The following is a 22,050-nucleotide window of genomic DNA, read 5'->3' on the forward strand; positions in this document are numbered from 1 at the left end:
GCGCTGCTACGGGACAGTCCCGATGGGAGGCCGGTGGAGCGCTCCGCCCACCGCCGCGAGCTCGTGCGCCACCGTCAGGTCCGCCCCGGTCGCGGCGCGCACCTGATCCACCGTCACCCCGTCGGCCACCTCCCGCAGCAGGAAGCCGCCGGGGGTCACGTCGAGCACCGCGAGATCGGTGATGATCCGGTGCACCACGCCCCGGCCGGTCAGCGGCAGGGTGCACTCCGCGAGCAGTTTGGGGGAGCCGTCGCGTGCTGTGTGCTCCGTCAACACGATGACGTGCCGGGCCCCGTGGACGAGATCCATGGCGCCGCCCATCCCCTTGACCACCTTGCCGGGGATCACCCAGTTCGCCAGGTCGCCGGAGGCGGACACCTGCATCGCCCCCAGAACCGCGACGTCGATGTGCCCGCCACGGATCATCGCGAAGGAGAGCGCGGAGTCGACGCAGGACGCCCCGGGCGTCAGGGTCACCGTCTCCTTGCCCGCGTTGATCAGGTCGGGCCGGACCTCGGACGGGACGGGGTAGGGGCCGACGCCGAGGAGGCCGTTCTCCGACTGGAACACCACCTCGACGCCGTCCGGCAGATGGTCGGGGATCAGCGTCGGCAGACCGATGCCGAGGTTGACGTAGGAGCCGTCGGCCAGTTCCGCGGCGGCGCGGGCCGCCATCTGCGTACGCGTCAGCGGCATCTCAGACGGTCCCTTCGTGAGCGGCGGCGCGGACGGTACGGCGCTCGACGCGCTTCTCGGCGCGCGGGTCGGCGGGCCCGACGGGGACCACCCGCTGGACGAAGATCCCGGGCAGATGGACGTCGTCGGGGGCGAGTTCGCCAGGCTCTACGAGCTCCTCCACCTCCGCCACGGTGACGCGTCCGGCCATCGCGGCGAGCGGGTTGAAGTTGCGGGCGGAGGAGTCGAAGCGGAGGTTGCCGTGCCGGTCGCCCACGGCCGCCCGCACCAGCGCGAAGTCGGTGGTGATGCCCTCCTCCAGGAGGTGCTCCCGGCCGCCGAAGGTCCTGCTCTCCTTGGGCGGCGAGGCGACCGCGACGGAGCCGTCCGCGCCGTGGCGCCAGGCCAGACCGCCCTCCGCGATCACGGTGCCCGCGCCCGCCGGCGTGTAGAACGCCGGGATGCCCGAGCCGCCGGCCCGCAACCGTTCCGCCAGGGTGCCCTGGGGGACGAGTTCCACCTCCAGCTCCCCCTGGAGGTACTGGCGCGCGAACTCCTTGTTCTCCCCCACGTAGGAGCTGGTCATCCGCGAGATCAGCCCCGCCCGCAGCAGGAGGCCCAGGCCCCAGTCGTCCACCCCACAGTTGTTGGACACCACCCGCAGCTCCCCGGCGCCCCGCTCCAGCAGCGCGTGGATCAGCACACTGGGTATGCCGCACAGCCCGAAACCGCCCACGGCCAGCGACGCCCCGCGCTCCACGTCCGCGACCGCGTCCGCCGCGTCGGCGACCACCTTGTCCCTGCTCATCCGTCCACCTCTCGACTCGTCGACTGCGCACGAGACTAGGAAGCCGTGACGGCTCGGGGCGATGGCGGACGGCCCCACACCGGAGCGGGGCGGGATGGTGGGCTCGGCCATCCGGCGCGTCGTCCTTCGGGGAGCCCGATGCCCGGCGGGGCTGACCGCCCGGCCCGGGACGGAGCTCAGCAGAGGGATCGCCCCTCTACGCGACCGGCTCGCCGTGCTCCAGCTCCACGGCCCCGCCACCGGACGCCAGGGCGTCCAGCGCCGCCCGTACCCGGGGGCCGAGCGCGCCCAGCAGGAAACCGTCCAGATCGGCGGGCGCGACGAGCTTCCAGGAGAGCAGTTCCTCCTCCTGGAGCCGGATCGCCGCCAGCTGACCTGCGGTGAGCACCCCGCCGTCGTACACGTACGCCACGATCGGCGGGCGGCCGACGCCCCGCGTCCAGTCCACGGCGAGCAGCCGGCCCGGTGCGAGGTCGAGGCCGATCTCCTCCGCCGTCTCGCGCCGGGCCGCCTGCCGGGGGCCCTCGCCCGCGTCCGACTCGACCGTTCCGCCGGGCAGCGCCCAGCCCTCGCGGTAGTTCGGCTCGACGAGCAGGACCCGCCCGTCCGCGTTGCGGAAGAGCGAGGCGGCAGCGGCGAGGACCCGCGGGAGCCCGGCGATGTACGTGGCGTAGTCGGCATCGGGAGGATTCGTCACGGCCGCCAGCCTAGTGGGGGACGGGGTCCGGTCCCGGGCGGACGACCGCACGGCCGTGGACGGCCATGGGCAGATCAGGGGTCGTGCGGATAGGGTCGGGGCGGCGCGACTGCCTGTTCGAAAGCAAGGGATGCAAGGTGACGGACGGAGCAGATGTGGAGACCGCCCGCGTGCTCGTCGCGGCGGACAAGTTCAAGGGCTCGCTCACGGCCGTACAGGTCGCGGAGCGGGTGACGGCCGGGCTGCGGCGCGTCGTCCCCGACGTGCGGGTGGAGACCCTGCCCGTCGCGGACGGCGGCGACGGCACGGTCGCGGCGGCGGTGGCCGCCGGGTTCGAGCGCCGCGAGGCGCGGGTGACCGGCCCCATCGGGGACCCGGTGACGGCGGCGTACGCGCTGCGCGACTCCACCGCGGTGGTGGAGATGGCCGAGGCCTCGGGCCTCCAGCACCTGCCCGACGGGGTGTTCGCCCCGCTCACGGCCACCACGTACGGCTCGGGAGAACTGCTGCTGGCCGCCCTGGAGGCGGGGGCGACGACGATCGTGTTCGGGGTCGGCGGCAGTGCCACCACGGACGGCGGCGCGGGCATGCTCGCCGCCCTCGGAGCACGCTTCCTCGACGCGGACGGCAAGCCCGTCGGCCCCGGCGGCGGACCTCTCGCGGAGCTGGCCGAGGCTGACCTCTCGGGGCTCGACCCGCGCCTGGCGGACGTCGACCTGATCCTGGCCAGCGACGTGGACAACCCGCTGACGGGGCCCAAGGGCGCACCCGAGGTGTACGGCAGGCAGAAGGGCGCGAGCGAGGAGGACATCGCGGTCCTCGACGCGGCCCTGACGCATTACGCCTCCGTCCTGGGGCCGGAGACGGCGGCTCTGCCCGGAGCCGGCGCGGCCGGCGGCATCGGCTACGGGGCGCTCGTCGCCCTCGGCGCCCGCTTCCGCCCCGGCATCGAGGTGATGCTCGACGTGCTCGGCTTCGCCCCCGCGCTGGCCCGCGCCACGCTGGTCATCACGGGCGAGGGCTCGCTCGACGAGCAGACACTGCACGGCAAGGCCCCGGCCGGGGTCGCCGCCGCCGCCCGCGCGGCCGGGATCGAGGTCGTCGCGGTCTGCGGCCGGCTCGCCCTGCCGCCGGAGGCCCTGGAGAAGGCAGGCATCCGCCGCGCCTACGCCCTGGCCGAGCTGGAACCGGACCCGGCCGTGTCCATGGCCCAGGCCGGGCCGCTGCTGGAGCGGGCGGCGGAGTCGATCGCCCGGGACTTCCTCCAGGGCTGACGCGGCGCGCCGCACGGCGCGAACAGCCGGAGAGAACGTGTGGGAGGGCCCCGGGGACAGACACCGGGCCCCTCCCGCACGAGGGCCGTCCGCACGAGGTCCGTCCCGCGCGAAGGCCCTCCTGTGCGCGGGGCCGTGCCCGTACGCAGGGCCTCGTACGCGGGCCGTGCCCCGGGCCCCTCCCGCACGAAGGCCCCCGTACCCCAGGCCCCACGTCTACGCCCCCACGCGCCCACCGCGCCCCCGCCCCCTCACCGCGGCGCCCCCGACAGCCTCAGCGCCTCCAGCGCCAGCACCAGGTCGACCAGCTCGCGCGGCCGTGACAGGGAGCGCGCGGTCAGTCGCTCGAGCCGCCGCAGCCGGTTGAACACCGTGTTGCGGTGACACCGCAACCGCGCCGCTGCCCGCCCCACCGAACCCCCGCACTCCAGCCACGCCTCCAGCGTCCCCACCAGCACCGCACGCTCCGCCGGGGCCAGCGTCAGCAGCGGCCCGAACACCTCCGCGAGCAGCCGCGCCGACAGCTCCGGCCTGCTCACCAGCAGGGCCGTCGGCAGCCGCTCGTCCAGCCGTACGACCTCCCGGGTACCGGGCGCACACGTCAGCAGTGCCGTGCCCGCGAGCCGCCGTGCCGCGCCCAGTTCCGCCGGCGAGCCCACCACCGGACTCATGCCTCCCGGCCCCGCCCCGTGCTCCCTGAGCCGCGCCACCGCCCCGGCCGGGCCCCCGGCACCCAGCAGCAGCACCGCGACATCCCCGTCCCGTTCCCCGTCCCAGTCCCCGGAACCGCACCAGCACCAGCGGGTGCCGTCCGCGTCCGGGCCCGCCGCCACCGCGGCCTCCGGTACGGGCCCGCCCAGCACCACCACCGCGTAACGACCCCGGTCCGGCAGCCCGAGGCCGCGCGTCGCACGGTCCACCAGGTCCGGCAGGGTCCCGCCCGCCAGCAGCGGGCCGAGCAGCGCACCGTTTCGCGTTCCACGCCGCATCCGCCGCTCCGTCCCCGGGTCCGGGCGCTCCTGATGACCGATGAGGATGCCACCGCCCGCGCGGACGGGCGCCCGCCCGTCTCCGCGTCTGTGCGCGTGCACAACGAGGCCCTTCGTTCGCTGGTCGCCCGCATCGAGTCGGTGCCGCGCCGTGGACGCACGTCCCGCCCGGTGCTGGTCTGTGGCACCACACACGACGCCAGACCCTCACCGATGAGCACGACAGGTGAACACAGGACGACAAGGCGGAAGGAGGAGGACGCATGGCAACGCTAGAGATCCGCGGGCTGTCCGTCGGCTACGGCCCGGTCCGGGCGCTGCGCGACATCTCCGTGGATGTGCCGGACGGCGGGATCACCGCCGTACTCGGCGGCAACGGCGCGGGCAAGACCACGCTGCTGCGGGCCGTGTCGCGGACCCTCGGCTTCCACCGCGGGACGGGCACCGGCACCATCCGGTTCGACGGCCGCCCCCTGGAGGGGCTGCGGGCCGCCCAGGTGGTGGCCGCCGGAGTGGTCCAGGTACCGGAGGGCCGGCAGGTCTTCGCCCGGATGACGGTGGCCGACAACCTGCGGGCGGGCGCCCTCGGGGCGCGCGGCGGGCGGGGGCGGACGAGCGCCGCACTGGCCCGGGTGCACGAGCTGTTCCCGGTGCTCGCCGACCGCGCCCACCAGCGGGCCGGGCTGCTGTCCGGCGGCGAGCAGCAGATGCTGGCGATGGGCCGGGCCCTGATGGCGGGGCCCCGGCTCCTCCTGCTGGACGAGCCCTCGCTCGGCCTCGCCCCGCTGATGGCGGCCAGGATCGCCGAGACCGTGCAGGAGATCAACGCGGCCGGCACCTCGGTCATGCTCGTCGAACAGAACGCGGCCATCGCCCTGCGGCTCGCCTCCACGGCGTACGTCCTGGACGTCGGCGAGGTCGCCCTGTCCGGACCCGCCGACGAACTCGCCGCGTCCGACGAGGTCCGCCGGCGCTATCTCGGCGTCGTCGACGAGGACGCGGCGGCGGACGCCGACCCGGCCGCCCGGACCCGCCGCACCCTGAGCAGGTGGTCCGCGTGACCGCCACCGCCCCGGCCACCGGGAACGACACGACGGCCGCACTCGCCGTGCGGGACGTCACCGTCCGCTTCTCCGGGCTCACCGCCCTGGACAACGTCTCCTTCACCGTCGAACCCGGCAGCGTGCACGCCGTCATCGGACCCAACGGCGCGGGCAAGTCCACCTGCTTCAACGTCCTGTCCGGCGTCTACCGCGCCACCTCAGGACACGTCCGCCTCGGCGACACCGAGCTCACCGGACTCGCGCCGCACGCCATCGCGGGCCTCGGGGTCGCGCGCACCTTCCAGAACCTGGCGCTGCCCCCGCAGGCGACCGTCGCCGACAGTCTCCTGCTCGGCCGCCACCGGCTGACCCGCTCCGGTTTCCTCGCCACCGGCCTGCGGCTGCCCTCCGCCGCACGGGAGGAGCGACGCCACCGCGACCGGGTCCGGGAGATCGCCGAATTCATCGGCCTGGACAAGGAGTTGGAGCGCCCTGCGGGATCGCTGCCGTACGGGCAGCAGAAGCTCGTCGAGCTCGGCCGCGCCCTGTGCATGGAGCCGAAGGTCCTGCTGCTGGACGAGCCGATCGCCGGGATGACCGCGGACGAGCGCCGCCGCACCGCCGCCGTCGTGGCCGATGTGCGCGACAGCCTCGGCATCTCCATCGTGCTGGTCGAGCACGACATGGGAGTGGTGATGCGGCTCGCGGACGCGGTGACCGTACTCGACTTCGGACGGCGGATCGCCGGGGGCACCCCCGCCGAGGTCCAGAACGACCCGGCCGTCGTCCAGGCCTACTTGGGAGCACCTCAATGACCACGTTCGTCGAACTCCTCCTCGGCGGCCTGTCGATCGGCTCGGTCTACGCACTCATCGCGCTCGGGTTCGTCGTCATCTTCAAGGCCACCGAGGTCGTCAACTTCGCCCACGCCTCCCTGCTGTTGGCGGGCGGATACGTCACCGCCGTGCTCCACGACGACATCGGCTTCTGGCCCGCCCTGCTCGTCGGGATCGCCGGGGCCGCATCCGTCGGGGCGGCCATCGAGTTCTTCGTGATGCGCCGCTACCGGGGCAGCGACCAGAGCGTCCTGGCCATCGTCACCATCGGCGTCGACATCCTCCTGATCACCGAACTCACCCGCCGGATGGGCACGGACGTGCTCGCCCTCGGAGACCCCTGGGGCACCGAGGTCGTCTCCATCGGCGGCGTCACCCTCGCCCAGACCCGCATCGCCGCGTTCCTCGCCGCCGGGCTGCTGATCACGGTGTTCCTGCTCGCCTTCCGCTACACCTCGTGGGGTGTGTCGATGCGGGCCGCCGCCGAGAACCCGCAGACGGCGGCGCTCATGGGCATCAAGCTGGGGCGGGTGTCGCTGGCCGCCTGGGCGGTCGCCGGGGCCCTCGCCGCCGTCGCCGCCCTCTTCCTCACCGTGTTCCCGACCCCCGGCCTCGAACGCGCCACCTCGCTCGCCGCGCTCAAGGCGTTCCCCGCCGCGATCCTCGGCGGACTCGACTCCACCACCGGGGCGCTGGCCGGGGGACTCATCGTCGGCGTCACCGAGTCGCTGGCCACCGGCTACCAGAGTGACCTCTCCTTCCTCGGCCGGGGCATCGGGGACTTGGCGCCCTATCTGGTGATGGTGGCGGTCCTGCTCATCCGGCCCGCGGGACTCTTCGGCACGAAGGAGCTCGCCCGTGTCTGACACCACCGCCGAAGCCCCCGCCGCCCCCGCGACTCCCGTACGCGGCGGATCGGAGGGCGTCACCGACCGGCTGCGCAACCCCCGTACGTACGCCGTCCTCGCCGGCTCCCTCCTGCTGCTGGTCCTCCCGTTCTACCTGGACCGCTTCTGGCTCCAGGCCGGACTGTTCGCGATGGCGGCCGCGATCGGCGCCATCGGGCTCAACATGCTCACCGGCGCCACCGGGCAGCTCTCCATGGGCCACGCGTTCTTCCTCGCGGTCGGCGCGTACGGCTACTGCGTCCTGGCGGGCGAGAGCAGCACCGAGAACGGGCACACGCTGTCCGGACTCGGGCTGCCGACCTGGCTGGCCGCGATCCTCGCCGTGCTGCTCGCCGGAGCGGCGGGCGGCCTCTTCAGCCCCATCGCCGGCCGGCTGCGCGGCGCGTACCTCGGTATCGCCACCCTCGCGCTGATCTTCATCGGACAGCACGTCCTGTTCAACGCGGGCTCGCTGACCGGTGGTTACAACGGCCGGGCGGTACCGCCGCTGTCGCTGTTCGGCTTCACCTTCGACGACAGCGAACTCCTCGTCGCCGCCGTGCCGTTCGGCTCCTCGGAGAAGCTCTGGTACGTGGGCCTGCTCGCGCTCCTGCTGAGCGCGCTGTTCGCCCGGGGGGTGCTGCGCGGCCGGCCGGGACGGGCCATGAACGCCATCCGCGACCACCGCATCGCGGCCGGGGTGATGGGCGTGCCGGTGGCCCGCTACCGGGCCGGCGTCTTCGTCCTGTCCTCGATGTACGCGGGCCTCGCGGGCGTCCTGCTGGCTCTCGTCTTCCAGCGGACCGTGCCCGAGTACTTCGGCATGATCCTCTCCCTCGAATACCTCGCCATGATCGTCATCGGCGGGCTCGGCAGCGTCGCGGGAGCGGTGATCGGCGCCGCCTTCGTCTCCCTGCTCCCGCAGGTGTTCACGCACTACAGCGACTCCCTCCCGCTGGTCTCCGCCCCCGGCACGGGCGGGCTGGCGCCCGGTGAGGCGTCCCGCTACCTGTACGGCGCCGCGGTGGTCGCGGTGGTCCTGTTCCTGCCCGGCGGCCTCGCCCGCCTGGGCCTCGCCCGCGCGAAGAAACCGAAGGCTCCGAAGCAGCCGAAGGTCCCGAAGCAGCCGAAGGTCCCGAAGCAATCGGCGGCTCCGCACAATCCAGGGAATCCAGGGGAGAAGTCATGAAACTGAGAGTGCTCACGGCCGTGGTCGCCACGCTCGCCGTCACCCTCGTGGGGTGCAGCGGCAAGGCGACCGACGGAAAGGCGAACGAGGAGGGCGAGGGCGGGATCAAGACCGGCCCCGGGGTCTCCTCCTCGACGATCTCCCTCGGCGTGCTGACCGACATGACCGGCGTCTACGCCTCGCTGGGCAAGAGCGTCACCCAGGCCCAGCAACTGTGGGTCAAGCAGACGAACGACGAGGGCGGCATCTGCGACCGGAAGATCGAACTGACGGTCCGCGACCACGGCTACGACCCCCAGAAGGCGATCGCCGCGTACACCGAGCTGGAGCCGGAGGTGGTGGGCTTCGCCCAGTTCATCGGCTCCCCGTTCGTCGCCGCCGTCGAGCAGCGCATCGACGGCCAGGACAAGGGCCTCGTGCTGCCGCAGGCCTGGTCGGCGAATCTGCTGGGCTCCCCGTACATCCGGGTCATCGGTGCCACCTACGACGTCGAGACGATCAACCTCATCGACTATCTCCTCGCCGAGAAGCGCATCGCGAAGGGCGACAAGATCGGTCATGTGTACTTCGAGGGCGACTACGGCGAGAACGCGCTCGTCGGCTCGAAGCACGCGGCGAAGGAGGCCGGGCTGACCGTCGTCGAGCAGAAGATCAAGCCCACCGACAACGACATGACGGCCCAGGTCGCCGCCCTCAAGCAGGCCGGGGTCAAGGCGGTGATCGTGAGCGCGGGCCCGCGCCAGGCGGCCTCGCTCGTCGGCGTCGCGGCGGCCACCGGCTTCCAGGTCCCGGTCGTCGGCAACAACTCGGCTTACGCACCGCAGCTGTTGAAGACCCAGGCGGGACCGGCCCTGCTCAAGGACTACTACATCGCGGCCTCCACGCTGCCGATCGGCGACCCGGGCGACGGCCCCGCCAAGCTCGCCAAGGAGTATGCCGCGCAGTACCCGAAGGACGTGCTCGACAACGGCGTCGTGGCGGGCTACACCGCGGCCTCCCTGTTCGGCGAGGCCCTGTCGAAGGCGTGCGACGACAAGGACCTCACCCGTGAGGGCATCGACAAGGCGCTGCTCACGATCAAGGGGTACGGGAGCGAGTTCGGGGTGTCGCACGACTTCTCGGACCCGAAGGCCCCGTCCACCCGGGAGAGCGTCATCATGAAGCCGGACGCCGGTGCCCCCGGCGGGCTGAAGGTGGTCCGGCCGGCCGAGGTCGCCGCGGCGGCCGAGTCCTTCACCGCCGGTTCCTGACGGTTCACCGACCCCGGGGAGGGGTGCGGGTGGGGACCCCCCCCCGCACCCCTCCCCGGGCGCGTTCGGTCGGTGCCGTCAGCCGGTGGTGTACGCCTCCAGTTCGGAGAGCTGCGCGGCCGGCCATCCGGTGTTGCCGGTGAACGTCAGCTTCAGATAGCGGGCGGAGGTGCCGGGCAGGGTCACGGTGGCGGTGTTGCCGCTCGCCGGGTTGAAGGCGTAACCGGCCGACGCCTTCAGGGAGTTGTACGTGGAGTTGTCGGTGCTGCCGGAGACGGAGAGGGTCTGGGTACGGGCGGCCCACGCGGCGGCGGGAGGCAGCTTCAGCACCACCCGCTTGACCGCCTTCGCCGCGCCGAGGTCCACGGTGACGGACTGCGGGAAGGCGTTGTTGGTGCTCTCCCAGTACGTGTCCGGGTTGCCGTCCACGGCGTTGGCCGCGCCGTAGCCGGCGACGCTGCTGGTGGCCGTGAGGCTCCGGCCCCGGGCGAGATTGCCGGTCTCCTCCGGCGGGTCGGTGGGATCGGTGGGGCCGCCGCCGCCGGGCACTCCGCCGTTGGTCCACACCGGGTCCGGCCAGACACCCGTGCAGGCGGGCGGGTCCGCGTACCAGCCGGAGTTGCCGGTGACGCGGGTGATCTGGAAGCCCGCGCCGACGCAGTTGTGGATCGGGTTGGACTGGGCGATGTTCTTGGCGACGACATCGGTGAACGTCGCCTTGCCCGGGGACTGGATCTGCAGGGCGTAGGTGCCCGCCCCGTCGATCTTGACGTTCTTGAAGTTCAGCCCGTTGGTCGCGCCCTCGATCAGGTGGATCGCCGCGTAGGAGCTGTCCAGGATCTCGGTGTCGGTGATGTTGAGCGTGGCGTTGTCGATCGGTTCGTTGAGCCCGCTGAACCAGACCGCGCCCACCCCGAAGTTCCAGTTGTAGTCGTTGTTGCCGGTCCGGATCAGGGTGTTGCGGGCGGCGGTGTGCGTGCCCGAAACGGCGGTGCCCTGACCGGAGTTGACGCCCGGATAGCGGTTGGCGATGTGCAGGCCGCCGCCGTTGGTGATGGAGTCCGACATGACGTTGTCGGAGATGGTGATGTCCTTGCCGCCGTAGGTGACGATGTTGTTCGCCAGGATCGGCAGGATGACGGTGTTGAACGTGAACTTGTTCTTCACGTTCGGGATGTTCTCCGCCCACATGGCGAGTCCGTCGTCACCGCTGTTGCGGACGAAGGTGTTGGTGACGGTGGAGTTGGTCACCCCGTAGTGGAAGTTGACCCCGTCGGCCGTCTGGTCCAGGATCCGGGTGTTCTTCATGGTGAAGTTGTTCATCGGGCCGGTCAGCCAGGCGCCGCACTTGGTGTGCTGGAGCCAGAGGTTGTCGACGACCGAGTCCGACAGCGATCCGCCGATGGCGTTCACCTGATCGTTGTCCACCCGCTCGCGGATGTCGCCGATGATGGCGAAGTCCTTCAGCGTGACGTTCGAACTGCCGCCCTGTGCCGCGTACTTGCCGTACACGCCGACGGCCTTGCTGCGGTCCGTGGGGTGCCGGCCGGTCAGCACGCTGTACCAGGGGCCCGCGCCCCGCAAGGTCACCTTGTCGACGATGATGTGGTCCTGGACCTTGAACGTGCCCTGCGGGATGTACACCTCCTTGCCCTGGGTGCGGCCCGCGTCGACAGCCGCCTGGATCTTCGCCGTCGCGTCGGCCGCGCCGGTCGGGTCGGCGCCGAAGTCGCTCACCACGTCCAGGGCCCCGGAGGGCTTGCCGACGGGCGCGGCGACCTGCTCGAAGTCGGCCAGGTCGATGGTGAACGTGGGGGACTGGGCGGTCGAGGAGACCTGGAGGCGCACCTTGGTCCCCGCGGCCAGCGTCGAGCCGAACATGGTCCGGGTCTCGTCGTAGAAGTGGTGCGGGTTGGTGTCGCCCGGGTTGTTGTTGAACGGGTAGCCGCCGTAGTACCAGCCGTACTTGGAGGTCACCGGCACGCTCTTGAGCTGGTTGCCGTTGACCCGTACGTCGATCGAGGCGTCCCGGCCCGTCCCGGCGGCGTTGTCCGGCAGGGAGTAGCGGAAGGTCATCGCGTTCGCCGGGGCGGTGAGGGTGAACTCCACGTACTCGCCGACCGCGTCGAGCGTCACGGCCTGCCGGCCCGACGCCTCCGAGGGCAGGGTGCCGTAGAGCCGGTTCGGGCCGATGAGCGTGCCGTTGGTGGCGGCGTACTCGGCCTCCTGCTCCTTGAAGGGGACGCTCGCGCCGCGTCCGGGGACGTCCAGCGGTGACGGTGCGGGGACGGCGGCGGCAGCGGCGGGGGGCGCTCCGGCCACGACGAGCGTGGTGGCGGTGGCCAGGGCGGTGAGCGCCATGGCCAGGGAGGCGGACAGGGATCGCCGCATGACGCGGCCACGGCGTGGGGGTGGTGGGGGAGGGGGCACAGGTCCGTCCTTGCGGCTCGGGGGCTCTGCGAACGCCCTGAGGCTAAAAGCACCTCCGCAAGGAAGTCTATGCCGGTGCGCAAAATATTGTCTTGAGCGCTTAAATTACCGACCCGTAGATGGTGGGTTGTGGACAGGACGGCCCGACGCCCGGCCCGGGAGCGGGGCGCCGGCGGAGCGGTCAGACCTCCCGGCCGTCCATCCCGATGTACCGGAAGCGCCCCCGCTCCACCCGGTAGATGAAGACCCCGGTCCCGGTGTACATCCCGTTGGCGGACTCGAAGGCGTAGCTCTTGGACACCCCCTTGTACGAGGTCGTCCGCAGCGCGGGCAGCAGGTCCTGACGGCTGATCCGCTCCCGGCCCAGCCCCTCGGCACAGGCGGCGATCAGCCCGACCGCGTCGTACGCCTCCGCCGCGAACAGCGGCGGCGCACTGTCGAAGCGCTTGCGGTAGGCGGCGGCGAACGGGTGCACCGAGGGCACGGAAGCGGGGTCCGCGGCCGTCGAGACGACCAGCCAGCCCGCCGCGTCCTCGCCCGCCTCCGCCAGGAACCGCGGGTCGTGCACGGCCTGGGTGCCGATCTTCGGCCCCAGGAACCCGGCCTTGGTCAGCGACTTCGCGAACCGTCCGGCGTCCCGCCGGCCGCCCCCGTACACCACCGCGCCCGGCTGCTTCGCGACGATCCGCTCGGCCTCGGCGTCCAGGTCGCGGGCGCCTTCCCGGACGGTCTCCGCGAGCACCGTGCGGCCGTTGCCGCGCAGCCCCGCGTCGAGGAAGCGGGTGGTCTGCCGGCCGTACTCGGTGCCGTCGTCCACCAGCGCGATCCGGTCGATCTCGTACGCCCCGAGGAACTCGGCCACCGGCAGCATCTGCATGTCGTTGCGCGGCCGGGCGCACAGGAAGACGCGGTTCAGGTGCCGGATGTCCCCGTCGACCACGCTGAGCAGCGGCAGCGCCGCCTCGTCGTAGGCGACCAGCGCCTCCCGGGCCGCGTCCGTGCCGGTCGCCCCGAGGGCGGCCACCAGGAGCGGATCCTCGGCGAACCGGCGCACCGCCGCCTTCGCCCGCTCCTCGTCGCCCCCGTCGTCGACCGTGGTCAGCCGCAGCGTGAACGGAGCGTTTCCCCGCGCGTTGAGCTCCGCCACCGCGAGCCGCGCTCCCCGGTCCTGGCCCTTGCCGAGAGCCGCCGACGGGCCGCTGAGATCGGCCTGGAGCCCGATGTGCAGCTCCGGACGGGCCGTCTTCCCGTCCTCCTCGCCCCCGCCGCCCGGGTCCTTGTCGTCGCCGGAGGAGACCAGCCAGGCGGTGGTGCCGCCGGTCGCCGCGAGCGCCGCGCCCCCGGCGACGTACGCGAGGAAGCGACGCCGGCCGGGGAGGGCCGGAACCGCGGTCGTGTCCCGGCCCCCGCCGGTCCCGGTCCCGCCTGCCGTGTCCGGACCGTCGCCCGCGCGGGCGTCCAGGCTCGTCGCGTCGATGTCCGGCAGGGCGAGCATCCGCGCCGAGCGCTCGGCGATCAGATGGGTGACCGGAGCGGGCAGCCAGCTGCCGCCCGACACGTCCTCGACGAACGCCTGCCGGATGTCGGCCGCCGTCGGACGCCCCTCGGGATCCTTGGACAGGCACGCCTCGACGACCGGGAGCAGTCCCGGCGGCAAGGCGCTCAGATCCGCGGTGTCGTGCACCGTGCGGAACAGCATCGCCTCCACCGGGCCGGTGCCGAACGGCCGCCCGCCGGTGGCCGCGTACACCAGCACGCAGCCCAGCGAGAAGACGTCGCTCGCCGGGCCGATCCGCCGCCCCTGCGCCTGCTCGGGCGAGAGGAAGCCGGGGGAGCCGACGATCACGTCCGTCGCCGTGAGAACGGTGTCGTCCAGGGCCCGCGCGATCCCGAAGTCGATCAGCCGGGGCCCGTCCAGGCCCAGCAGCACGTTGCCGGGCTTCACGTCCCGGTGCACGAGCCCCGCCGCGTGGACGGCCTCCAGCGCCTCCGCGAGCATCGAGCCCAGCGCCCGCACCCCGCGTTCCGGCAGCGGCCCCCCGCTGCCGACCGTCTCGCTCAGGGCCGGACCCGGCACGAACTCGGTGGCCAGCCACGGGGCCGGCGCCTCGGTGTCGGCGTCGACCACCGGCACCGCCCACCGGTTGCGGACCTGCCGGGCGATGGCCACCTCGCGCCGGAAACGGGCCCGGAAGGCGAGATCGTCGGCGTACTCCGACCGGATCAGCTTGATCGCCACCAGCGCGCCGCCGGGCGACCGGCCCAGCAGCACCACACCCATGCCCCCGGCGCCGAGGCGGCCGAGGATGCGGTACCCGGCGATCCGAGCCGGGTCGGTGGAACGGAGCGGTTCCATCAGGGGTCAGTGCCTTTCGTCCGGGCCGACGGTCACTTCAGTTCCAGCTCGACGCGGTAGAGCACCTTGGCGCCGCCCTCGGCGGCGATCCGCAGCAGGTCGCTGTTCTTGTAGCCCTTCGCGCCCTTGACCGACACGGCCGTCGTCACCGGGCCGATCCGGGACTTGGTCCACACGTAGTCCTGGATCCCGCCCGAGCCCGGACCGGAGTACTTCCCCGCCTCGAACAGCGAGGCGTCCGCGTTGCGCACGTCCTTCTGGTCGAACTGGAGGGACATCAGACCGCTGAGGCGCTGTCCGCCGCCCAGCTCCTGCTGCGGGCAGCGGAAGCTCTCCTGGACGGTGTCCTTGATCTCCTTGTCGGCGCCCGCCACGCTCCGGTGCACGGTCACGGTCACCGCCCCCTGGACCCGGCCCTTGCCGTCCTGCGCCGGGACGTCGAGCCGCCGGGTGAAGCTGTCCAGCACGCCGGAGGGCAGTGCGGAGCGGCTCCAGACGCAGGAGTCCGCCAGCACGGGCCAGCTGCCGCCGCCCTCGTACGGTGTGTGCCGGACCATCCCCGCCGTCCAGTCGGCCTCCCCGAGCGCGGCGTTGCGCGTCAGCTTCCGCGCCTGGGCCGCGTTCTTCGGGACCCGCGCCGGGTTCGGCGTGAAGTCGTACGCGCTGGGCAGCGCCCCCGGCAGCGTGGACTGCTTCGGGTCCGGCTTCCCCGAGGCCCCCGTCTTCTCCCCGTCGGTGGCCGGACCGCCCTGCTTCGCCGATCCGCTCCGTTTCGGGTCCGGCCCGCTCTTCGACGCCGACCCGCCGCAGCCGGCCAGCAGCACTCCCGCCGCCGCGACCGCCATCACACGTGTCCCCACCAGCATCAGCTTCATCATCGGACCCCCCTGGTCCCCCGCTCCGCACCCTGGCCGAACTGGTCCGGGTGTCGGTTGCGAGGTGATTCTAGAAGCCGGGTGCGGCGGAGGGACGGGAGGCCCGTACTCACCTCGTTGCCGAAACTTCCCAGCCACCGGGAGGACTTCGCCTCTGGCGGCCCGAGGCGCGGGGTGGTAGGCGCCGGGCAGGAAACCCGGACCAGCGGCCGGGAACGCGCGAGCGCCCGGCGCAAGGGCCCGGGAACGCGCGAGGGCCCGGATGCCGGGGAGCATCCGGGCCCTCGCCCTGGTTCGTCCATCCGCCCGCTACGGCAGTTGTGCAGCCCGCGCCTCGCGCCGGTTGTCACGGAACGTGTTCACCCGTCGCGCCGTGGCGAACAGCGGGATGACCGCGCCGAGCACCACCTGGAGCGCGCAGCCCGTCTGGAGCAGCAGCTGACCGCCGGGCGCGTCGAACGCCCATGCGGCGAGCAGCCCCATCGCGGCCACGATCCAGCCGAGCATCGCCACCGCGAGGATGCCCCGCGGCTTGGGGTACTCCACCCGGCTCACCATCAGCCAGGCCACGCCGACGATCGCGAGGAGCGTCGGGATGAAGGGCAGCTCCAGGAGCACGATCGAGACGACCGTCAGCGCTCCGAAGGGGCTCGGCATGCCCTGGAACATGCCGTCCTTCAACGTCACACAGGAGAATCTGGCCAGTCTGAGCACCACCGCCAGCAACACCACGATCGCCGCCAGCGCCGACACCCGCTGGTGCGCGTCGTCGGCGACCATGCCGTACACGAGCACGAAGTAGGCCGGGGCGAGCCCGAAGCTGATCAGGTCCGAGAGGTTGTCCAGCTCGGCGCCCATCGGCGAGGAACGCAGCTTGCGCGCCACGAGCCCGTCGAACAGGTCGAAGATGGCGGCCATCAGCATGAGGATCACCGCGGTGGCGGCCGAGTGCCGGGCCATGCCCGTCTCGTCGCTGCCCGTGAGGTGCGGGATCAGAATGCCCGTGGTGGTGAAGTACACCGCCATGAACCCGCACGTCGCGTTACCGAGCGTGAGCGTGTCCGCTATCGACAGCCGCATCGACAGCGGCATGTCCTCCGCGCCGTCGGCGTCGCTCTCCTCGTCGGCCTCCGGTACCCAGCCGGCCTGTGTATCAGGATCAATCACGGTCAATTCGAGTCACCCCCGCGGTGGTGGCCTGGCCGACCTCGACCGCGACATCGATACCTTCCGGAAGGTAGATGTCCACGCGCGAGCCGAAGCGGATCAGGCCGATGCGCTCGCCCTGCTCCACCTTCGTGCCCTCGGGGAGGTACGGAACGATCCGACGGGCGACCGCACCGGCGATCTGCACCATCTCGATGTCGCCGAGCTCGGTGTCGAAGTGCCAGACTACGCGCTCGTTGTTCTCGCTCTCCTTGTTGAACGCCGGAACGAACCCGCCCGGGATGTGCTCGACCGACGTCACGGTGCCCGCCAGTGGCGCGCGGTTGACGTGGACGTTGAGCGGGCTCATGAAGATCGCGACGCGGGTGCGCCCGTCCTTCCACGGCATGATGCTCTGCACCACACCGTCGGCAGGGGAGATGACCCTGCCGTCAGTGATCTCGCGCTCGGGGTCACGGAAGAACCACAGCATGCCCGCCGCGAGCGCGGTGGTGGGCACAGCCACGGCCGCCCAGCGCCCCGACTTGCGGGCGCGGGCCAGGCTGAGGGCTGCGGTGGCGACGGTCGGCAGGAGCCACGGCGATGCTCCGCGGGCGATGCGGACCCCGCCGCGGGGTGCGGAGGAAGTGCTGTCGGGCATGAATGACCTTCGTAGCGGATGATGCCGCGCTGGCAACGGGGGACGGCGGCTTTCCGGCGATGGTATCGGTTGCCGGGCGCAACTGGGCAAGCCAGCAGCCGAGTCGGACGGCAGAAAGGCACCCGTTGAGGATGACTCGGTGTGATGTTCTTCGCCACCAAATCACCTCGAAAGGGACAATCAGCCCTGGAATCGGTACTCCTCCAAGAGGCGCCGGCCAATGATCATTTTCTGGATCTCGGCGGTACCTTCGCCGATCAGCAGCATCGGCGCCTCGCGGTAGAGGCGCTCGATCTCGTACTCCTTGGAGAAGCCGTAACCGCCGTGGATACGGAAGGCGTCCTCGACGACTTCCTTGCAGTACTCGGAGGCGAGGTACTTCGCCATCCCTGCCTCCAGGTCGTTTCGTTCCCCGGAGTCCTTTTTGCGTGCCGCATTGACCATCATCGCATGAGCGGCTTCGACCTTGGTGGCCATTTCGGCCAGTTTGAACTGGATCGCCTGGTGCTGGGCGATCGGTTTGCCGAAGGTGTGGCGCTGCTGGGCGTACGAAACGCCCAATTCGAATGCACGTTGTGCGACACCGCAACCACGCGCGGCGACATTCACCCGCCCGACCTCGACGCCGTCCATCATTTGGTAAAACCCTCGGCCGGTCGTGCCCCCGAGGACGCGATTGGCCGGAATGCGCAGGTCGTCCATGATGAGCTCGGTCGTGTCGACGCCCTTGTAGCCCATCTTGTCGATCTTCCCGGGGATGGTCAGGCCGGGCCGGACCTCTCCGAAGCCGGGCTCCTTCTCGATGAGGAAGGTGGTCATCGACTTGTGCGGCGCGGTGCCCTCCGGGTGGCCTTCGTCACTTCGGCACAGAACAGCCACCAGAGTCGACGTTCCACCGTTCGTCAGCCACATCTTCTGGCCGTTGAGAACATACTCGTCGCCGTCCCTGACGCCCTTGGACGAGATCGCCGAGACATCCGAGCCGAGCGCCGGCTCGGACATCGAGAACGCGCCCCGCACCTCGCCGAGCGCCATCCGCGGCAGGAACGTGTCCTTCTGTTCCTGGGTGCCGTGCTGCTTGAGCATGTAGGCCACGATGAAATGCGTGTTGATGATGCCCGAAACGCTCATCCAGCCGCGCGCGATCTCCTCCACGCACAGCGCGTAGGTGAGCAGCGACTCACCCAGACCCCCGTACTCCTCGGGGATCATCAGCCCGAACAGGCCGAGTTCCTTGAGCCCCTCGACGATTTCCGTGGGGTACTCGTCGCGGTGCTCCAGCTGGGTCGCGACCGGAATGATCTCCTTGTCGACGAAATCCCGGACCGTGGAAAGGATTTCCCGCTGGATGTCGTTGAGACCGGCGGTCTGGGCGAGTCGCGTCATGGCTGCTTCTCCTGTGGCTTCACGCGGATGGCCTTAAGGCTTCACACAGTTACTTGGCGGGCGTCGGGCGGCCGGGCTGCTCTCCGCCGCGCTCCTTGATGTACGTCTCGGTGGGGACCATCACCTTGCGCCGGAACACGCAGACCACGGTGCCGTCCTGCTTGTAGCCCTTGGTCTCCACGTACACGATCCCGCGGTCGTTCTTGGACTTCGACGGGGTCTTGTCCAGCACGGTCGTCTCGCCGTAGAGGGTGTCGCCGTGGAAGGTCGGCGCGATGTGCTTCAGCGATTCGACCTCCAGGTTGGCGATGGCCTTTCCGGAGACGTCCGGCACCGACATGCCGAGCAGCAGCGAGTAGATGTAGTTGCCGACGACGACGTTCTTCCCGAAGTCGGTCGTCTTCTCCGCGTAGTTGCCGTCCATGTGCAGCGGGTGGTGGTTCATGGTCAGCAGGCAGAAGAGGTGGTCGTCGTACTCGGTGACCGTCTTTCCGGGCCAGTGCTTGTAGACCGCACCGACCTCGAACTCCTCAAAAGTGCGTCCGAACTGCATGATCAGGCCTCCGGGGCTTCGAACTTGGAGGTGCGCCGCATTCCGGCGGCCCGGCCCTTGCCCGCGATGACCAGGGCCATCTTGCGGCTGGCCTCGTCGATCATCTCGTCGCCGAGCATCGCGGAGCCCTTCTTGCCGCCCTCCTCGGAGGTGCACCAGTCGTACGCGTCGAGGATCAGCTCGGCGTGGTCGTAGTCCTCCTGCGAGGGCGAGAACACCTCGTTGGCCGCGTCGACCTGACCCGGGTGCAGCACCCACTTGCCGTCGAAGCCGAGAGCGGCGGCGCGGCCGGCCACCTCGCGGTAGGCGTCCACGTCGCGGATCTGGAGGAACGGGCCGTCGATCGCCTGGAGGTCGTGCGTCCGGGCCGCCATCAGGATGCGCATCAGGATGTAGTGGTAGGCGTCCGCCGGATAGCCGGGCGGCTGCTGCCCGACGACCAGGGTCTTCATGTTGATCGAGGCCATGAAGTCGGCCGGGCCGAAGATCAGCGTCTCCAGGCGCGGCGAGGCGGCGGCGATGTCGTCGATGTTCACCAGGCCCTTGGCGTTCTCGATCTGCGCCTCGATGCCGATCTTCCCGACCTCGAAGCCCATCGTCTTCTCGATCTGGGTCAGCAGCAGGTCCAGCGCCACGACCTGCTGGGCGTCCTGGACCTTCGGCAGCATGATGCAGTCGAGGTTGGGGCCCGCGCCCTCGACGACCGTGATGACGTCCCGGTACGTCCAGTGCGTCGTCCAGTCGTTGACCCGCACGACCCGGGTCTTGCCGCTCCAGTCACCGTTGTTCAGCGCCTCCACGATGTGGTGGCGGGCGCCTTCCTTGGCGAGCGGCGCGCAGGCGTCCTCCAGGTCCAGGAAGACCTGGTCGGCCGGGAGGCCCTGGGCCTTCTCCAGGAAGCGGGGGTTCGAGCCCGGCACGGCCAGACACGAGCGCCGGGGGCGCAGCCGGTTCACGGGGGTGGTGGGCGTGGTCATGCGGGGACCTCCAGAGGGTCGAGCTTGTTCGCTTTCCGGATCTCGTCGACGATACGGCCGATGATCTCGGTGATGCCGAAGTCCTTCGGGGTGAAGACGGCGGCCACTCCGGCTTCGATGAGCGCCGCGGCGTCGGCCGGCGGGATGATGCCGCCCGCGATCACCGGGATGTCCGGCGCCCCGGCCTCGCGCAGCCGGTGCAGCACATCGGGCACCAGCTCCGCGTGCGAGCCGGAGAGGATGGACAGGCCCACGCAGTGCACGTCCTCGGCGATCGCCGCGTCGGTGATCTGCTCGGGCGTCAGCCGGATCCCCTGGTAGACCACCTCGAACCCGGCGTCCCTGGCCCGTACGGCGATCTGCTCGGCCCCGTTGGAGTGCCCGTCCAGGCCCGGCTTGCCGACCAGCAGGCGCAGCCGCCCCACGCCCAGGTCGGCGGCGGTGCGGGTGACCTTCTCGCGGACCAGGGCGAGCGTGCTGCCCGGCTCGGCGGTGACCGCGACCGGGGCCGAGGAGACCCCGGTGGGCGCGCGGAACTCGCCGAAGACGTCCCGCAGCGCCCAGGACCACTCGCCGGTGGTGACGCCCGCGCGGGCGCACTCGACGGTGGCTTCCATCATGTTCTCGGTGCCCGCGGCGGCCTTCTTCAGCGCGGCCAGCGCCTCCGAGGCGCGCGCCTCGTCGCGGTTGTCCCGCCACTCGTGCAGGGCGGCGACGACCCGGGCCTCGTTCTCGGGGTCGACCGTCATGATCGCGCCGTCGAGGTCGGAGGTGAGCGGGTTGGGCTCGGTGGTCTCGTAGATGTTGACGCCGACGATCTTCTCCTCGCCGCCCTCGATCCGGGCCCGCCGGGCCGCGTGCGAGGAGACCAGCTCGGACTTGAGGTAGCCGGACTCGACGGCCGCCATCGCGCCGCCCATCTGCTGGATCCGGTCGATCTCCGCCAGCGACTCCTCGACCAGGGACTCCACCTTGGCCTCGATGACATGCGAACCGGCGAAGATGTCCTCGTACTCCAGCAGATCGCTCTCGTGCGCCAGGACCTGCTGGATCCGCAGCGACCACTGCTGGTCCCAGGGCCGGGGCAGCCCCAGCGCCTCGTTCCAGGCCGGCAGCTGCACGGCGCGGGCACGGGCGTCCTTGGAGAGGGTGACGGCCAGCATCTCCAGGACGATGCGCTGGACGTTGTTCTCCGGCTGCGCCTCGGTCAGGCCGAGGGAGTTGACCTGGACGCCGTAGCGGAAGCGGCGCTGCTTGGGATCGGTGATGCCGTACCGCTCGCGGGTGACGCGGTCCCAGATACGGCCGAAGGCGCGCATCTTGCACATCTCCTCGATGAAGCGGACGCCCGCGTTCACGAAGAACGAGATGCGGGCGACCACGTCACCGAACTTCTCCTCGGGCACCTGGCCCGAGTCGCGGACCGCGTCGAGCACCGCGATGGCGGTCGACATGGCGTACGCGATCTCCTGGACCGGGGTCGCCCCCGCCTCCTGGAGGTGGTAGCTGCAGATGTTGATCGGGTTCCACTTGGGGATGCGGTTGACCGTGTACGTGATCATGTCCGTGGTCAGCCGCAGCGAGGGCACCGGCGGGAAGACGTGCGTCCCGCGCGAGAGGTACTCCTTCACGATGTCGTTCTGCGTGGTCCCCTGGAGCCTGTCGGGGTCGGCCCCCTGCTCCTCGGCGACCACCTGGTAGAGCGCCAGCAGCCACATGGCGGTCGCGTTGATCGTCATCGAGGTGTTCATCTGCTCCAGGGGGATGTCCTGGAACAGCCGCCGCATGTCACCGAGGTGCGAGACGGGAACACCGACACGGCCCACCTCGCCGCGGGCGAGGATGTGGTCCGGGTCGTACCCGGTCTGCGTCGGCAGATCGAACGCGACCGAGAGACCCGTCTGGCCCTTGGCGAGGTTGCGGCGGTACAGCTCGTTGGACGCCTCGGCGGTCGAGTGACCGGCGTACGTCCGCATGAGCCAGGGCCGGTCCTTCTGACGTTCGTTCATCGCGGAACC

Annotated in this window: 19 protein-coding genes; 6 read left to right on the forward strand and 13 right to left on the reverse strand. The window is 71.3% G+C overall.

Going from position 1 to position 22,050, the window contains the following annotated elements:
• Window positions 1-6: 6 nt before the first annotated feature.
• The 3 genes from ACH4UK_RS14365 to ACH4UK_RS14375 form a co-directional block, all read right to left on the reverse strand.
• Window positions 7-696, reverse strand: a complete 690-nt coding sequence (locus ACH4UK_RS14365) for a 3-oxoacid CoA-transferase subunit B (RefSeq protein WP_398356356.1) — start codon at window positions 694-696, stop codon at window positions 7-9.
• Between the two features lies 1 nt (window position 697).
• On the reverse strand, window positions 698-1,483 hold the full coding sequence (locus ACH4UK_RS14370; RefSeq protein ID WP_398356357.1) for a CoA transferase subunit A: 786 nt from the start codon (window positions 1,481-1,483) through the stop codon (window positions 698-700).
• A gap of 196 nt (window positions 1,484-1,679) precedes the next feature.
• Window positions 1,680-2,180 (reverse strand): NUDIX domain-containing protein, encoded by a 501-nt coding sequence (locus ACH4UK_RS14375; RefSeq protein WP_398356358.1) that lies wholly within the window; start codon window positions 2,178-2,180, stop codon window positions 1,680-1,682.
• A gap of 155 nt (window positions 2,181-2,335) precedes the next feature.
• On the opposite strand from ACH4UK_RS14375, the gene ACH4UK_RS14380 reads away from it, so the two are divergent.
• Window positions 2,336-3,454: a glycerate kinase gene (locus ACH4UK_RS14380; RefSeq protein WP_398356971.1), complete on the forward strand. Its 1,119-nt coding sequence runs from the start codon at window positions 2,336-2,338 to the stop codon at window positions 3,452-3,454.
• Window positions 3,455-3,705: 251 nt separating this feature from the next.
• On the opposite strand, the gene ACH4UK_RS14385 is transcribed toward ACH4UK_RS14380, so the two are convergent.
• Window positions 3,706-4,443, reverse strand: coding sequence for a PucR family transcriptional regulator (locus ACH4UK_RS14385; protein WP_398356359.1), 738 nt, complete (start codon window positions 4,441-4,443; stop codon window positions 3,706-3,708).
• A gap of 263 nt (window positions 4,444-4,706) precedes the next feature.
• Here ACH4UK_RS14385 and ACH4UK_RS14390 point away from each other — a divergent pair, with 263 nt between their 5' ends.
• From ACH4UK_RS14390 to ACH4UK_RS14410, 5 genes are read left to right on the forward strand one after another with little or no spacing between them, the layout of a single operon-like run.
• Complete coding sequence (locus tag ACH4UK_RS14390; RefSeq protein WP_398356360.1) at window positions 4,707-5,504, forward strand: ABC transporter ATP-binding protein; 798 nt, start codon at window positions 4,707-4,709, stop codon at window positions 5,502-5,504.
• Window positions 5,501-6,301: an ABC transporter ATP-binding protein gene (locus tag ACH4UK_RS14395; RefSeq protein WP_398356361.1), complete on the forward strand. Its 801-nt coding sequence runs from the start codon at window positions 5,501-5,503 to the stop codon at window positions 6,299-6,301. Before ACH4UK_RS14390 ends, ACH4UK_RS14395 begins: the two co-directional genes overlap by 4 nt.
• Window positions 6,298-7,188 carry a branched-chain amino acid ABC transporter permease gene (locus tag ACH4UK_RS14400; protein ID WP_398356362.1) on the forward strand — a complete coding sequence of 297 codons (891 nt, stop codon included), beginning with the start codon at window positions 6,298-6,300 and terminating at the stop codon, window positions 7,186-7,188. The genes ACH4UK_RS14395 and ACH4UK_RS14400 overlap by 4 nt, the downstream gene beginning before the upstream one ends.
• Complete coding sequence (locus ACH4UK_RS14405; protein WP_398356363.1) at window positions 7,181-8,398, forward strand: branched-chain amino acid ABC transporter permease; 1,218 nt, start codon at window positions 7,181-7,183, stop codon at window positions 8,396-8,398. The genes ACH4UK_RS14400 and ACH4UK_RS14405 overlap by 8 nt, the downstream gene beginning before the upstream one ends.
• The gene (locus ACH4UK_RS14410; RefSeq protein WP_398356364.1) at window positions 8,395-9,648 is read left to right on the forward strand and encodes an ABC transporter substrate-binding protein; all 1,254 of its coding nucleotides are present in this window, start codon (window positions 8,395-8,397) and stop codon (window positions 9,646-9,648) included. Before ACH4UK_RS14405 ends, ACH4UK_RS14410 begins: the two co-directional genes overlap by 4 nt.
• Window positions 9,649-9,726: 78 nt before the next feature.
• On the opposite strand, the gene ACH4UK_RS14415 is transcribed toward ACH4UK_RS14410, so the two are convergent.
• From ACH4UK_RS14415 to ACH4UK_RS14455, 9 genes are all read right to left on the reverse strand, one after another.
• Window positions 9,727-12,039, reverse strand: coding sequence for a discoidin domain-containing protein (locus ACH4UK_RS14415; RefSeq protein WP_398356365.1), 2,313 nt, complete (start codon window positions 12,037-12,039; stop codon window positions 9,727-9,729).
• A 220-nt stretch (window positions 12,040-12,259) separates the two neighbouring features.
• A complete protein-coding gene (locus tag ACH4UK_RS14420) occupies window positions 12,260-14,434 on the reverse strand; it encodes a bifunctional serine/threonine-protein kinase/ABC transporter substrate-binding protein (protein ID WP_398356366.1) in 2,175 nt (724 codons plus the stop codon).
• A 32-nt stretch (window positions 14,435-14,466) separates the two neighbouring features.
• Window positions 14,467-15,309, reverse strand: coding sequence for a hypothetical protein (locus ACH4UK_RS14425; RefSeq protein ID WP_398356972.1), 843 nt, complete (start codon window positions 15,307-15,309; stop codon window positions 14,467-14,469).
• Window positions 15,310-15,618: 309 nt separating this feature from the next.
• Window positions 15,619-16,482, reverse strand: a complete 864-nt coding sequence (gene pssA, locus ACH4UK_RS14430) for a CDP-diacylglycerol--serine O-phosphatidyltransferase (protein ID WP_398356367.1) — start codon at window positions 16,480-16,482, stop codon at window positions 15,619-15,621.
• The gene (locus tag ACH4UK_RS14435) at window positions 16,469-17,116 is read right to left on the reverse strand and encodes a phosphatidylserine decarboxylase (protein WP_398356368.1); all 648 of its coding nucleotides are present in this window, start codon (window positions 17,114-17,116) and stop codon (window positions 16,469-16,471) included. The genes pssA and ACH4UK_RS14435 overlap by 14 nt, the downstream gene beginning before the upstream one ends.
• Before the next feature lie 180 nt (window positions 17,117-17,296).
• Window positions 17,297-18,502: an acyl-CoA dehydrogenase family protein gene (locus ACH4UK_RS14440; protein ID WP_329354904.1), complete on the reverse strand. Its 1,206-nt coding sequence runs from the start codon at window positions 18,500-18,502 to the stop codon at window positions 17,297-17,299.
• Window positions 18,503-18,551: 49 nt separating this feature from the next.
• Complete coding sequence (locus ACH4UK_RS14445; protein ID WP_398356369.1) at window positions 18,552-19,055, reverse strand: MaoC family dehydratase; 504 nt, start codon at window positions 19,053-19,055, stop codon at window positions 18,552-18,554.
• A 2-nt stretch (window positions 19,056-19,057) separates the two neighbouring features.
• Window positions 19,058-20,032 carry an HpcH/HpaI aldolase/citrate lyase family protein gene (locus ACH4UK_RS14450; RefSeq protein WP_398356370.1) on the reverse strand — a complete coding sequence of 325 codons (975 nt, stop codon included), beginning with the start codon at window positions 20,030-20,032 and terminating at the stop codon, window positions 19,058-19,060.
• Entirely contained in the window at window positions 20,029-22,041 is a 2,013-nt protein-coding gene (locus ACH4UK_RS14455; protein ID WP_398356371.1) for a protein meaA, read from the reverse strand. The genes ACH4UK_RS14450 and ACH4UK_RS14455 overlap by 4 nt, the downstream gene beginning before the upstream one ends.
• Window positions 22,042-22,050 lie beyond the last annotated feature (9 nt).

Source organism: Streptomyces sp. NPDC020884 (assembly GCF_044333935.1).
In the GTDB taxonomy this organism is placed as follows: Bacteria; Actinomycetota; Actinomycetes; order Streptomycetales; family Streptomycetaceae; genus Streptomyces.